The organism is Pseudomonas sp. P7548 (assembly GCF_013386585.1).
Taxonomy (GTDB): domain Bacteria; phylum Pseudomonadota; class Gammaproteobacteria; order Pseudomonadales; family Pseudomonadaceae; genus Aquipseudomonas.
Map to the genome: position 1 here is coordinate 1 of NZ_JACARO010000014.1, position 14,059 is coordinate 14,059.

The 14,059-nt window shown below is 62.0% G+C and carries 14 protein-coding genes; all 14 read right to left on the reverse strand.

Going from position 1 to position 14,059, the window contains the following annotated elements; genetic code table 11:
- Positions 1 to 469: 469 nt before the first annotated feature.
- The gene (locus tag HX803_RS07055; RefSeq protein WP_178919790.1) at positions 470 to 814 is read right to left on the reverse strand and encodes an Hpt domain-containing protein; all 345 of its coding nucleotides are present in this window, start codon (positions 812 to 814) and stop codon (positions 470 to 472) included.
- A 30-nt stretch (positions 815 to 844) separates the two neighbouring features.
- Positions 845 to 2,563, reverse strand: a complete 1,719-nt coding sequence (locus HX803_RS07060; protein WP_178919791.1) for a fused response regulator/phosphatase — start codon at positions 2,561 to 2,563, stop codon at positions 845 to 847.
- Complete coding sequence (locus HX803_RS07065; protein WP_178919792.1) at positions 2,560 to 2,865, reverse strand: STAS domain-containing protein; 306 nt, start codon at positions 2,863 to 2,865, stop codon at positions 2,560 to 2,562. The genes HX803_RS07060 and HX803_RS07065 overlap by 4 nt, the downstream gene beginning before the upstream one ends.
- A gap of 182 nt (positions 2,866 to 3,047) precedes the next feature.
- On the reverse strand, positions 3,048 to 3,497 hold the full coding sequence (gene fliJ / locus HX803_RS07070; protein ID WP_065909807.1) for a flagellar export protein FliJ: 450 nt from the start codon (positions 3,495 to 3,497) through the stop codon (positions 3,048 to 3,050).
- A 3-nt stretch (positions 3,498 to 3,500) separates the two neighbouring features.
- On the reverse strand, positions 3,501 to 4,859 hold the full coding sequence (fliI, locus tag HX803_RS07075; RefSeq protein ID WP_178919793.1) for a flagellar protein export ATPase FliI: 1,359 nt from the start codon (positions 4,857 to 4,859) through the stop codon (positions 3,501 to 3,503).
- Complete coding sequence (fliH, locus tag HX803_RS07080) at positions 4,849 to 5,613, reverse strand: flagellar assembly protein FliH (protein WP_178919794.1); 765 nt, start codon at positions 5,611 to 5,613, stop codon at positions 4,849 to 4,851. The genes fliI and fliH overlap by 11 nt, the downstream gene beginning before the upstream one ends.
- Positions 5,614 to 5,623: 10 nt before the next feature.
- Positions 5,624 to 6,643, reverse strand: a complete 1,020-nt coding sequence (fliG, locus tag HX803_RS07085) for a flagellar motor switch protein FliG (RefSeq protein ID WP_016972027.1) — start codon at positions 6,641 to 6,643, stop codon at positions 5,624 to 5,626.
- Positions 6,636 to 8,411 (reverse strand): flagellar basal-body MS-ring/collar protein FliF, encoded by a 1,776-nt coding sequence (gene fliF, locus HX803_RS07090; RefSeq protein WP_178919795.1) that lies wholly within the window; start codon positions 8,409 to 8,411, stop codon positions 6,636 to 6,638. Before fliF ends, fliG begins: the two co-directional genes overlap by 8 nt.
- 16 nt (positions 8,412 to 8,427) lie before the next feature.
- On the reverse strand, positions 8,428 to 8,757 hold the full coding sequence (fliE, locus tag HX803_RS07095; protein ID WP_017134937.1) for a flagellar hook-basal body complex protein FliE: 330 nt from the start codon (positions 8,755 to 8,757) through the stop codon (positions 8,428 to 8,430).
- Positions 8,758 to 8,887: 130 nt separating this feature from the next.
- Positions 8,888 to 10,264: a sigma-54 dependent transcriptional regulator gene (locus HX803_RS07100; protein WP_178919796.1), complete on the reverse strand. Its 1,377-nt coding sequence runs from the start codon at positions 10,262 to 10,264 to the stop codon at positions 8,888 to 8,890.
- A gap of 6 nt (positions 10,265 to 10,270) precedes the next feature.
- Positions 10,271 to 11,482, reverse strand: a complete 1,212-nt coding sequence (locus HX803_RS07105) for a PAS domain-containing sensor histidine kinase (RefSeq protein WP_218646972.1) — start codon at positions 11,480 to 11,482, stop codon at positions 10,271 to 10,273.
- Positions 11,483 to 11,592: 110 nt separating this feature from the next.
- Positions 11,593 to 13,068: a sigma-54 dependent transcriptional regulator gene (locus tag HX803_RS07110; protein ID WP_135310053.1), complete on the reverse strand. Its 1,476-nt coding sequence runs from the start codon at positions 13,066 to 13,068 to the stop codon at positions 11,593 to 11,595.
- A gap of 169 nt (positions 13,069 to 13,237) precedes the next feature.
- Positions 13,238 to 13,534, reverse strand: coding sequence for a flagellar protein FliT (locus HX803_RS07115; RefSeq protein ID WP_176996194.1), 297 nt, complete (start codon positions 13,532 to 13,534; stop codon positions 13,238 to 13,240).
- Between the two features lie 24 nt (positions 13,535 to 13,558).
- The gene (fliS, locus tag HX803_RS07120) at positions 13,559 to 13,948 is read right to left on the reverse strand and encodes a flagellar export chaperone FliS (protein WP_176996195.1); all 390 of its coding nucleotides are present in this window, start codon (positions 13,946 to 13,948) and stop codon (positions 13,559 to 13,561) included.
- Between the last annotated feature and the right edge of the window lie 111 nt (positions 13,949 to 14,059).

A 14,059-nucleotide genomic window follows, 5' to 3' on the forward strand; every position in this document is an offset into this window, starting at 1 on the left:
GTGTAGGAGCTGGCTTGCCGGCGATGCAGACACCTCGGTGAATCAGGTACACCGCATAGATGCCATCGCAGGCAAGCCAGCTCCCACAGTGATGGCGTCGCGTCATACACCTTGATACACCCGACAAACCCAATCAAACCAGCGATAGTTCTTCGCCTTTGATCCTCACCACTCAGGTCGGCTACTAGGCCGCCGTGCTCTTGCTTTTGATTTTGATCTGGGGCGCCCCGTCAAACACGCTGGCCGAACGCAGGCTTTGGAGCGTGGGTAACCCGGCAGGACGCCGGGTTAGCCGCGCTGGGCCAAGGATGGCCCATCGCGGCGGCCCACGATCCAAAGCCGGAGTGAGGGCACACNNCGAGTGTTGGGGCAAGAGCGCTTTGGTTACTTTCGCGCTTTTCGAAAGTGACCCGCTGTAAGAGCGGAACCAATTTCAGCCGTTACCGAAGAAATGGATATACACACAGAGTCAAACCCCAAACCGCCCCCGCTCCGACTCATAAAGCGGCCGAACCAAAGCAAACTCATGATCAATCTGATCCACCAAATCCCCAAGGTTCGCCGCAGCCCCCGCCGACTCAACCTCCAGCCGCTGGCACAACTGCGCCAACCGCACCGCCCCAAGGTTGCCGCTGCTGCCCTTGAAGCTATGGGCAATCCGCCCCAACGCCTTGGCATCGTCGCGCGCCTTGCGCAGCGCTTCGACACGTTTTTGCGAATCATCAAGAAAGGTATCGAGCAACTTGGGGTACTCGCCTTCCATGACTTCCTGCAAACCCGAGAGCACGTCCGGGTCCAGATGAATCTCAGCCACTTGCTCGCTCCTTGATCAAGAATCGGCGGATTATGCCAGAGCCCCCCAGCAAAACTCCACGCACACACTGCGCCCACCGTCAGACCAGCGTACATTGCTGCTCAATTGACGCACCAGGCTCAACCCCCGGCCAGACAGACGGTCAACGTCCAACGGCCGGGCCAGCATCTGTTCCACGTCGAACCCGGGGCCGCTGTCTTCGAGGCGCAACAACATCTTGCCACCGGTGTCGGTCGGCACCACCTGCACATGCACGCGCACATAACCGCTGCTCAGTTGCGCCAGCCGTTCGTTGCGCTGGCGATAGTAGTGGGCGAACCCCTCGGCATCACGCTTGAGCCGCGAATCCAGGCCCAGCACGCCATGCTCCAGCGCATTGGAATACAGCTCGGCCATGACGCTGTAGAGCGCCCCGCTCTGCTCACGCAAGCCATGAATCTCCAGTAACAGTTGCAACAAATACGGCAACGGGTTGTAGCTTTTGAGGGTCTGCCCACGGAATTCGAAACTGACCGACCAGTCCAGCGGGCACGACTGGCCGCTGTCGGCATACAGCGGTTGCGCTGTGCGCAACGACTGGCCGGGCTGCAAGGTGATCTCGACCAGACTGACGTCATCGCGCACTTCACCGCGAAACGCGGCCAACGCCTGCTCGATGTCCTCGAACAACCGGTCGGGCTCGCGGTTGGCGGCAAATACCTGTTGCAGGCGCTCGACGCCAAACAGTTGGTCATTGGCGTCAGCGGTATCCAGCACGCCGTCAGACAGCAAAAACACCCGGTCGCCCAACGCCATGGGCCACACCTCGGTGCTGTCATCAAACGCTTGTGCCGACAACACCCCCAACGGCAAATGCCGCGATTCAAGCGGCGTACGCTTGCCGGTGGCGACTTCATGCACATAGCCTTCGGGCATGCCGCCGTTCCATACCTCCACCACCCGCCGCTGGGTGCTCAGGCATAACAGCGTGGCGCAGCAGAACATGTCCACCGGCAGGATGCGCTTGAGCTTGGCGTTCATCTCCCGCAAGGTCTGCGCCAGGCCGTAACCCTTGGCCGTCATGCCGTAGAACACTTCAGCCAAGGGCATGGCGCCGACGGCTGCCGGCAAGCCGTGGCCGGTGAAGTCGCCGAGCAATACGTGCATGTCACCGGACGGCGTGTAGGCCGCCAGCAACAGATCACCGTTGAACAGCGCATAGGGCGATTGCAGGTAGCGGATGTTGGGCGCGGCATTGATGCAGCCCGAGTGCGCCACCTTGTCGAACACCGCCTTGGCCACCCGCTGCTCGTGCAGGAGATAGTCATGGTGCTTGGCGATCAGGTCGCGCTGCTGCAGGACCGTGGCTTGCAACCGCCGCAGGCGGTCCATGGCGTTGATCTTCGCGGCGAGAATCAGCTGGTTATAGGGTTTGGGCAGGAAGTCATCACCCCCCGCATCCAGGCAACGGGCCAGGGCTTCGCTTTCGCGCAGGGAGGTCAGGAAAATCAGCGGCACCAACTCTTCGCCTGCCAACTGCTTGATCCGGCGCGCCGCCTCGAAGCCGTCCATCACCGGCATCAGCGCATCCATCAACACCAGTTGCGGGCGCTCACGGGTGAAGACCTCGACGGCTTCAGCGCCATTGGTGGCCGTGAGCACCTGGTGGCCCTGGCGCCGCACAATCGTCGACAGCAACAGCAGATCGGTGGCGCTGTCTTCGGCGATCAGGATCGTGAGCGGTTCCGGGACGGGGGCCAGGGTGCTCAACTGATGTCGAACAGCTTGTCGAAGTTGGAAATGGCGAGGATCTTGCGCACATCGGAATTGCTGTTGACCACCCGCACTTCCGACTCATCCCCACCCGCGTGATCACGCAGCAGCAGGAGCATGCCCAGCGCGGAGCTGTCCATGTAGGTGGTTTCTTTCAAGTCGACGACGTACAGCTCCGGCACTTTGTAGAAGCGCTCGTAGGCATCCCGAAACGTCTGGTGGCTGCCGAAGTCGAACCGCCCCTTGATCGCGATCGTCAACTTCTTCCCGTCCAGGGATACTTCTGATTCGACTGACATGCGACTGCTCCTTGTCATTGGCAATGACACAAGGTTTAGCAGGCGAACCGCATCTGAGCAACACCCCACCTCAACTGTAGGCGCCGGCTTACCGGCGATGGCGGCCTATCGGCGGGCTCATCAGCGCCTGGTAAACCGTTATCGCCGGCAAGCCGGCGCCTACAGTTATGCGGGGGTGGAGTTCAGAATTGGGATTGGCGCGGGAGGCGCTGGGAGAGTTCGTCGAGCAGCTTCTGCTCGCGCTTGTCTTCGATGGCGCGGGCTTCGTCGATGTAGCGCTGCACCAATTTGCGCAGGCCCTCGACGCGGGCGAACGCGGCTTGCCAGCTTTCACGGGCTTTATCGAGGTTGTTCTGGTGCCAGGCCAGGCTTTGGCGCTGCTGGCCGACGGCGGTTTCCAGCTGGTTGAGAAAGCCCTGGTAGCCCATCAACCACTGGCCGGACACCCCCTTACTGCCGCGCTCGATCCATTGCTGCTGGTATTCGCTGCGAAAACGCTCCAGGTCGCCCAACTTGCTTTCGGCCAGGCGGACCTGCCCCTGGAAATACCCCAGGCGTTGCACAGCGGTTTTCTCGGCCTTTTCGGCCATGTCCACCACCGGGGCCAGACGCGACGAACGGGTGCTGGCCATGGCTTAGCCGCCGGGCGCCGGGGCGAAGATCGTACCCAGGTGCGCTTCGCTCTCGCCCATGCTGATCTTGTCGTTGAGGCCTTGGCGCAAGTAGGTCACCAACTGCGGTTGCAGGGCAATCGCCAAGTCGGTCTCGCGATCCCCCCCGGCCACGTAGGCGCCGACGCTGATCAAGTCGCGGCTCTGCTGGTAACGCGACCACAATTGCTTGAAGTGCTGGGCACGGGTCATGTGTTCCGGCGTAACCACGGCCGGCATCACCCGGCTGATGGAGGCTTCGATATCGATGGCCGGGTAGTGCCCTTCTTCAGCCAGGCGCCGCGACAGCACGATATGGCCGTCCAACACGCCCCGCGCCGAGTCGGCAATCGGGTCCTGCTGGTCGTCGCCTTCAGACAATACGGTATAGAACGCGGTGATCGAGCCGCCCCCGGCCTCGGCGTTACCGGCACGCTCCACCAGCTTGGGCAGCTTGGCGAAGACCGACGGTGGATAGCCCTTGGTAGCGGGCGGCTCGCCGATGGCCAAGGCGATTTCCCGCTGGGCCTGGGCGAAACGGGTGAGCGAGTCCATCAGCAACAGGACGTTCTTGCCCTTGTCGCGAAAATATTCGGCGATGCGCGTGCAGTACATGGCCGCGCGCAGACGCATCAGCGGCGCATCGTCCGCTGGTGAGGCCACGACCACCGAGCGCTTGAGGCCTTCTTCACCCAGGCTGTGCTCGATGAACTCCTTCACCTCACGACCCCGCTCGCCGATCAGCCCCACCACAATGATGTCGGCCTCGGTAAAGCGGGTCATCATGCCCAGCAACACCGACTTACCCACGCCGGTACCGGCGAACAGACCCAAACGCTGGCCACGGCCGACCGTCAACAATCCGTTGATGCTGCGGATGCCCACGTCCAGCGGCACGCTGATGGGGTTGCGGTTGAGCGGGTTAATGGTGGGGCCGTCCATCGGCACCCAGTCTTCGGCCTTCATACCGCCCTTGCCGTCCAGCGCACGGCCAGCGCCATCAAGCACGCGGCCGAGCATGCTCATGCCCATGGGCAGGCGGCCGGTGTCAGCCAAGGGCACCACGCGCGCACCGGGAGCAATGCCCGCCAGGCTGCCCACGGGCATCAGGAAAATCTTGCTGCCGGAAAAACCCATCACCTCGGCTTCGACTTGCACAGGGTGATAGCTGTCGTCGTTGATCACCATGCAGCGGCTGCCCATGGCGGCGCGCAGGCCCTCGGCTTCGAGGGTCAGGCCGACCATGCGCAACAGGCGCCCTTCGAGGATCGGCTGGCCGGGCAGCTCGGTGGCCTCGGCATAACCGCCCAGGCGCTTGGCGAAACTGGTGCGATCAAGGCGCATCGGGGGCGTCCAGCTCAACGCTCAGGTCAGGCTCGGCCGGGTGCAGGGCCTGTTCATGAAGTTGATCGAACAGCTTGGCCATGATCTGGCTGATGCGGGTTTCCACCGTGGCATCGATGCGGCTGTGCTCGGTCTCGACGCGGCAACCACCGGGCTGCAGCGAGGCGTCTTCGACGATGCGCCAGGTTTCTTCATGGCGCTCGCGCAGGGCTTTGACCTGTTCGAAATCCTGGGGGTTGATGTACAAGCGCACATTGCCGACCCCCAGGGGCAGCAGCTTGAGGGCTTCGCGCATCACGCTTTCGATATGGCTGGAATCCAGCACCAGTTCGCGCTGGATGACTTGGCGGGCAATATGCTCCACCAAGCCGACCATGGCTTTTTCGATCTGCGAATCCTGCTCGGCAATCGGGTCGAACAGCGTGCCCATCAAGCGCTCCAGGCTGGCCAACTTGACGCTCAGCGCGGCCTCGGCTTCCTGGCGGACCTTGAGGGTGGTGCTGCGAAAGCCGTCCTTTTCACCGGCAGCGAAGCCTTCGTTGTAAGCCTCCTGACGGATGGCCTCCACCTCTTCGAGGGTCAGTGGCTGGACTTCGTCCAGCGGCACTTCCTCGGACTCCACCGGCAGTTCTGGCTCCGGCTCAGGCTCAGGCTCGGGCACATGGGGATCGAAGCTGGGCAACGACCAGATGTCGAACCCGCCGACATCCCGCGCGCGAATCAGATCGCTGGGCGCCTCATCTTTGTTCGACATCAGGGGCGCCTTAGATCATTTCTTCGCCGCCCTTCCCGCCGAGAACGATTTCTCCGGCTTCGGCCATACGGCGGGCAATGGTGAGGATTTCTTTCTGCGCGGTTTCCACGTCGCTGACGCGCACCGGGCCTTTGGCTTCCAGGTCGTCGCGCAACAGTTCCGAGGCACGCTTGGACATGTTCTTGAAGATCTTTTCTTTGACGTTTTCGTCCGAACCCTTGAGGGCCAGCACCAGCACGTCCGAGGACACCTCGCGCAGCAGCGCCTGGATGCCACGGTCGTCGACGTCGGAGAGGTTGTTGAACACGAACATGAGGTCTTCGATCTGGGTGGACAAGGTGTCGTCGATCTCGCGGATCGAGTCCATCAACTGGCCTTCGACCGAGCTGTCGAGGAAGTTCATGATGTCGGCCGCACGCTTGATACCGCCCAAGGTGGTGCGCGACGCGTTCGAGTTGCCGGAGAACTGCTTCTCCAGAATGGTGTTCAGTTCTTTCAGCGCCGCCGGTTGCACGGTGTTCAACGACGAGACGCGCAGGATGATGTCCAGGCGCACCTTGTGGTCGAAATGGCCGAGCACTTCGCCGGCCTGGTCCGGGTCGAGGTATGCCACCACGATGGCCTGGATCTGCGGGTGCTCGTAGCGGATCACGTCGGCCACGGCGCGCGGTTCCATCCACTTGAGGCTGTCCAGGCCGCTGGTGTTGCCACCCAGCAGAATGCGGTCGATCAGGCCGTTGGCCTTGTCTTCACCCAGGGCCGAGGTGAGCATCTTGCGGATGTAGCTGTCGGAGCCGACGCCCAGGCTGGTCTGGTCGCCGACGATCTCGACGAACTCGCTCATCACCTGCTCGACTTGCTCGCGGTGCACATTGCGCATCTGCGCCATGGCCACGCCCACCCGTTGAACCTCTTTGGGGCCCATGTGGCGCAGCACTTGGGCGGCGTCGGTTTCACCCAGGGACAGCAGCAATACAGCGGCTTTGTCGACCTTGGTGAGCTTGGCAACAGCGGCTCGATTATCACTCATCTGCGTTGATCCACTCTTTCACGACCTGGGCCACACGGCCCGGGTCTTCTGCCACCAGACTCTTGATTGCGTTCAGCTGAGCGTCATAGCCTTCGCTCGGGCTTGGCAACAGGATGCTTTGCGGGCCGCCGAGGCTGACGCGATCGTTGGCCAGTTCGCCATCCAGGCCGCCCATGCCACCCAACTCAACGTCGCCACCTGCCAGGGCAAGCTGTTTCTTGCCATTGCCGGTGATGTTGTTGAGCACCGGGCGCAGCACACCGAACACCAGCACCAGGATGAACAACACCCCCAGCACTTGCTTGACGATGTCCCAGAACCACGGCTGGGTGTAGAACGCCGGGTCGGCGATCACTTCGCCACGCTCGGCGGAGAACGGCATGTTGATCACGCTGACGCTGTCACCACGGCTGGCGTCGAAACCGACGGCGTCCTGCACCAGGCGGGTGAAGCGCGCCAATTCATCGGCACTCCACGGCGCACGGGTAACAGCGCCGTCAGCCGGGTTGACCTTGACCTGGTCATCGACCACCACCGACACCGACAGGCGATTGATACGGCCCTGTTGCTGCTTGGTGTGGCTGATGGAACGGTCGAGTTCGAAGTTCTTGGTCGACTGGTTACGCTTGTCCGACGGGTACGGCGCGAGCATTGGCTGGCCGGTGGCCGGGTCCATGATCTGCTGACCGTTGGCGTCCAGCAGTGGCTGGCCAGGCTGTACCGCACCGGCCGAAGCGGTGGCGCCACCGGTAGTCTGCGGCGCCGAAGCCGGCGACGGCGGCTGGTTGCTCAGGGCGCCCGGCACACCTTGCGGGCCATTGCTGGCGGTGCGTTGTTCGTTGGTCGACTGCTCGCTGCGCAGGGCTGGCTGGTCGGGGTTGAACTGTTCAGAGGTCGACTCGACCGCGCTGAAGTCCACGTCGGCGGACACTTCGGCTTTGTAGCGGTCATTGCCCAGCACCGGTTGCAGGATGTTGTGCACACGCTGGGTGAGCATGCTTTCCATGCGGCGGCTGTAGTCGAACTGCTTGCCGGCCTGGGTCAGTGCAGAGTTCTCGGCCTGGTCGGACAGCAGGTTGCCCTTCTGGTCCACCACGGTAATTTGCGACTTGCTCAACTCCGGTACGCTGGTGGCGACCAGGTTGATGATCGCCAGGACCTGGCCAGGCTCCAGGGAGCGGCCGGCAAACAGCTCGACCAACACCGAGGCGCTTGGCTTGCGTTCGTCACGCACGAACACCGAGCTTTTCGGAATCGCCAGGTGCACGCGGGCGCCCTTGACGTTGTTGAGGCTGGAGATGGTGCGCGCCAGTTCGCCTTCCAGGCCACGACGGTAGCGTGTGGCTTCCATGAACTGGCTGGTCCCCAGGCCCTGGTCCTTGTCGAGGATTTCAAAGCCGATGTTGGCATCGGACGGTGTCACGCCCGCAGCGGCCAGCTTCATGCGCGCACGGGCCACGTCGTCGGCCTTGACCAGCAACGCGCCAGAATTGGGTTCTACGGTGTAGGCGATGTCGGCGGCGGCGAGGGTTTCCATGATCTGCTTGGAATCCATGCCCGCCAGGCTGCCGTACAGCGGCCGGTAATCGGGTTGTTGCGACCACAACACCACGGCAAAACCAATCGCCACGCTCGCAGCCAGGCCGACCATCAGGCCCACCTGACGCAACATGGTCATTTCGGAGAGGTTTTCCAGGAACGACAGGCCAAACAGCGGCGGCTTGCCGTCTGCCTTGGCGGGTGCGTTGTCCACGACTGCTTCTGCCATGACTTAAATCTCGTCCTTAAACCGGCATCTGCATGATGTCTTGATAAGCCTGAACCAGCTTGTTACGCACTTGCGTCAACGCCTGGAAGGAGACGCTGGCCTTTTGCGAAGCGACCATCACATCGGTGAGGTCCACGCCGCTCTTGCCGATCTCGAAGGCGGTGGCCAACTGACTGGAAGCTTGCTGGGTGTCACTGACTTTGTTGATTGCCTGACCGAGCATGTCGGCAAAACTGCTTTGGCCCAATTCCGGCGCTGGCGCGACGGATTTCGGTTGAGCCATGGCATCCATTTGCATGGAGCGCATATCCAACATCAACCGATTGAACTCAATACCCTGGCTCATGACCTTCTCTCTCCGACGACCCGCAATTTTTTGACACTACGCAGCGGTTACTGGGGTGGTAGCAACAAGGGTGCCAGATCCGTGGCGACTCGTAAGAAAAGGCGACAAACCCTGTCGGCCTAACTTTTTGTCAGGTGGCGAAAAGGTAGGCTTCCACGTCCATCCCCGCATCGCGCATCTGCGCCAGCTTGTAGCGCAAGGTGCGCGGGCTGATGCCCAGGCGTTCGGCCGCTTCTTTGCGGCGGCCGCGCTCGGAACGCAGGGTGTCGATGATCATCTGGAATTCACGGCGCCGCAGGTCATCCCCCAAGGCACCGGCAGACTCGGCTTCGGCGACGACCGGCGCAGGCGCCAGGCTCGGCAACGGTGCAGCGCCACTGCCCATGGCCAGGCAGAAGTCCTGGGGCTGGATCAACCCGCCCTGCTGCAGAATCAGTGCGCGCTGGATCGCATTGTCCAGTTCGCGCACGTTGCCCGGCCACGGGTAGCCGATCAGGCATGCCTGGGCTTCGGCCGACAGCCGCGCCTGGGCGTGCTTCATTTTTTTGACGTGGTTGTTCAGCAGGCGCTCGGCCAACGGAATGATATCGGCCGGACGCTCGCGCAACGGGCGCCAGGCCAGGGGAAATACCGAGAGGCGGTAGAACAAATCTTCGCGGAAGCGCCCCGCCGCCACTTCCCCCGCCAGATCGCGGTTGGTGGTGGCGACCACGCGGATGTCCAACTGGATCGGCTTGCGCGCGCCCACACGCTCCACTTCACGCTCTTGCAACACGCGCAGCAGCTTGGCTTGCAGACCCAGGGGCATTTCAGAAATTTCGTCGAGCAGGATGGTGCCGCCGTCGGCCTGTTCGAACTTGCCGGCCTGGGCCGCGATGGCGCCGGTGAACGAGCCCTTCTCGTGACCGAATAGCGTGGCTTCGAGCATGTTGTCGGGGATGGCCGCGCAGTTGATCGCGATGAACGGTTGTTTGGCGCGGCTGGACTGCTGGTGGATATAACGCGCCAGCACCTCCTTACCGGTGCCGGACTCACCGGAAATCAGCACGGTGGAATCACTGCGGGCCACGCGGGCCGCCAGCTCCAGCAGTTGCGCACTGGCCGGTTCGAAAGCAATCGGGCCTTCGCCCTCGACGGCCGGCACCACGCCGAGCGCGTGGCGGGCTACCAGCTCGATCAAGGCTTTGGGCTCGAACGGCTTGACCAGGTAATCGGCGGCGCCTTGGCGCATGGCGTCCACTGCCCGCTCCACCGCACCGTGGGCGGTCATCAGCAACACCGGCAGCTGTGGCTGGCGCGCCCGCAACAGGCCGAGCAACTGGTGACCGTCCATGCCCGGCATGTTCACGTCGCTGACCACCAAGCTGAAGGACTCTTGCTCGACAGCCTCCAAGGCTTCTTCGGCAGAACCGACCGCCCGGTAGTCATGGCCCGCCAACAGCAGCGTGTCAGCCAATGCTTCACGCAGGGCGCGATCATCTTCCACCAACAAAACCTTGATAGCCATATTCCTTTACTCCGCGCTTGCCGCGCCTGAAAACAGCGGCAAGGTCATCAATGCACAGGTGCCACGCCCCAATCGGGAATGCAGCTGCAATTCTCCCTGATGGGCACGCGCCACCGCCTTGACCACGGTCAGGCCGAGGCCGGTGCCGTTGGTCTTGGTGGTGAAAAACGGTTCGCCCAAGCGCTGCAGGACCACCGGGTCGATGCCGCTGCCGCTGTCACTGATGCACAGGCGCAGCGTTTGCTCGCGGGTATACAGGTGCACCTTGAGGCGCGCGCCCGGGCCGCTGGCCTGGGTGGCGTTTTCGATCAGGTTGAGCAGCGCGCCGACCAACGTGTCGCGATTGCACAGCAGTTCGCCGAGGTGGCTGTCGCACTGCCAACGCACGCTGACCTCCTGGATGTGGGTGGCGGCGGCGGCCTGCAACGACTGCATCAGTTCGGCCGGGGTGACACGATCGGTCAGCGGCAATTCGCCTCGGGCAAACACCAGCATGTCGCGCACCTGATGCTCCAACTCATGCAGGCGTTCCTTGAGGCGGCCGGCAAAGCGCTGGTGGGTGGCGGGCGGCAGTTGCTCATCAGTCAAATGACTGGCGTAGATCAACGCGGCCGACAGCGGCGTGCGGATCTGATGCGCCAAAGAAGCGACCATCCGGCCCAGCGACGACAAGCGCTCATGGCGCGCCAGCTGGTCCTGGAGGTGACGGGTTTCAGTCAGGTCGTTGAGCAACACCAGTTGGCCGGGCTCGGCGTCCAGGGAACGGGTGGCTATAGACAGACGGCGCCCGTCCTTGAGGGAGATTTCATGGCCGTCGTCTTCGCGCGGCGCAAAGCAGCGTGCGATCACGTGGCGCCACAGCTCGCCTTCCAGCGGCAGGCCAAGCATGTCGCAGGCGGCCGGGTTGGCTTCGCGTACACGGCCTTGGTCGTCGATGACAATCACGCCACCGGGCAACAACGACAACAGGTTCTGCAGACGGTTGGCCAGGCGCTCTTTCTCGGCCAGCTCTTCCATGCGCTGGGCGCTGACCACCGCCAGTTCACCCTTGAGCTCGGAAACCCGGGCTTCCAACAGGCTGTAGGAGTCAGTCAATTGGCTCGACATCTGGTTGAACAGCGAAAAGGCCTGTTCCAGGCCTTGCCGGCTTTGCTGCTCTACGGACGGAACGAGCCCCGCGATAGCAGGGCTGGAAGAGTGTTGGGCGGCGTGGGGCATCATGCTCTCTCGCTTGGCTGACCGTCAGTTAAACGGAACGTTGCGAGGGCTGTAGCAATACTTGTGCCGAAAAAAAACCGCTGACGAATCAGCGGTTTGGAAAACAGGCGTCAATCATCCGCCTGTTCATCACCTTCTTTGCGGCTCATGCCGTACTTGCGCATCTTCTCCACCAAGGTGGTTCGACGGATGCGCAGGCGCTCGGCGGCACGGGCGACAATGCCGTTGGCGTCGTCCAGGGCCTGTTGAATCAGGCCTTGTTCCAGGTTGCCGAGGTAGTCCTTCAGGTCCAGGCCTTCGGGCGGCAGCATGGCGGTGGAACCGAAGTCCGGCGTATGGCCGTTGATGGCCACGCGCTCTTCCATGTCGCTGCGCAGGCTGTCGACCAGTTGCTCGTCTTCGTCGTCGACGTAACGGAATTTCTTCGGCAACTCGACCACGCCGATCACACCGTAGGGGTGCATGATCGCCATGCGCTCCACCAGGTTGGCCAGCTCGCGGACGTTGCCCGGCCAGCCGTGACGGCACAGGGACATGATGGCGGCGGAGTTGAAACGGATCGAACCGCGCTTTTCGTGTTCCATGCGCGAGATCAGTTCGTTCATCAGCAGCGGGATGTCTTCGACACGTTCACGCAGCGGCGCCATTTCGATCGGGAACACGTTGAGGCGGTAGTACAGGTCTTCGCGGAAACTGCCCACCTCGATCATGCTTTCGAGGTTCTTGTGGGTGGCCGCGATGATGCGCACGTCGACGCTCTGGGTCTTGTTGCTGCCCACGCGCTCGAAGGTACGCTCTTGCAGCACGCGCAACAGCTTGACCTGCATCGGCAGCGGCATGTCGCCGATTTCATCAAGGAACAGCGTGCCGCCGTTGGCCAGCTCGAAACGCCCGGCACGGCTGGTGATCGCCCCGGTGAAGGCGCCCTTCTCGTGGCCGAACAGTTCGCTTTCGAGCAGCTCTGCCGGGATCGCGCCGCAGTTGACCGGCACAAAAGGCCCGTCGCGACGCTTGGAGTGGTAGTGCAGGTTGCGCGCAACCACTTCCTTGCCGGTGCCAGACTCGCCGAGGATCAGCACGCTGGCGTCGGTGTCGGCCACTTGCTGCATCATCTGGCGCACGTGCTGGATCGCACGGCTGGTGCCGACAAGGCTGCGGAACAGGTTGGGTTCGCGGTGACGTCCACGCTCGCGGGCCTGGTCGTACATCTCGCGATAGACCTGGGCACGGTGCAGGGAGTCGAGCAATTTGCTGTAGCTGGGCGGCATTTCCAGGGTGGAAAGCACGCGGCGGCGCTGGTCTTCCGGCAGGTCGATGGAAGAAATATCGCCCATCAGCAACACCGGAAGGAACTCATCCCAGGTCGACAGTGTCTTTAACAGGCCCAGAACTGCGCCAGGAGCGTTTACCGTCCCGATCAGCACACAAATGATTTCACGGCTCGACGACAATGAGCTGACCGCCTGCTGCCAATCATGGCTACCGCAGGGTAAATTTTCTTCACCGAGAAAATTTAAAATCACCGCTAAATCGCGGCGGCGGACGCTATCGTCATCAATCAGCAGAATTTTGGTTTCACGCCACATGCAATAGCAACTTCCCTAGTTAACTCAAATGCCCTCGAGTAGGGGCAATCTAGATGGCCGTAGGCATTTTCTGCGTTACAACCGTCTGAAATCTGAAAACAGCACTAGTTAAGTCAAAAAATCGCTCGCAGTCAAATTTATGACGCGCATTCGGATTAACTGAGCCAGTTCAGCCGAACAGATGGTAAACCTTTGACGCACTTTCCGCTCGATTGATCTGCGACATCTCTTCGAAAATCGCCTGGCGCTCGCCGGTCGTCACTTCAAGCAACTGCTGATAAACCGCCAGCAGGCTTTCCAGCTTTTCCCGCAGGGCATCCTCGTCCACCGGCGCATTGGCCAGTGCTTCGTCGATCACTGCACGACAGCCCATATCCAGTTCGCCGATCGCATCCCAGTTACGTTGGGCCAAGGCGTCGACCAACGCTTCGCGGGTCTCGTCAATCCGTTGCAGGGCGTGGCTCATAACATGATCCTCAGGCCGACAGGCCTACAGTGGTGCAATACCGTCCCAGCCTTCCTTGAGCGTAATCATCAGGCCGGCAACTTCGTCAATCATGGCAACATCGCTTTTGCTGTTGGCTTCCAGCAGGCGCGTGGTCATGTAGGCATACAGGTTATCCAACTGCTGCAACGCCGCCGGATCATCGGTCTTTTCCGGGTTGAGGCCGTCACGCAGGCCGATCAGGATGTCGATCGCCTTGCCCAGCAGCAGACCCTTTTGCGCGATATCACCACGAGCCATGGCACCCTTGGCCTGCGCCATGCGATCCAGTGCACCTTCCATCAACATCTGGACCAGACGGTGCGGGCTCGCCTCGGAGACCTGGGCGTGGGAATTGACCTTCTGGTATTGGCGAAGGGCTCGCATGGGATTCATGTTTCTACCTCGTGACAGGCAACAGCAAAATTGGATGGGCTCTGACTAATATGTCGACGGGCTCACAAAAAACTTTAACCCGTCGATCTGCTGAAGGCCGCGCCCGGCGCA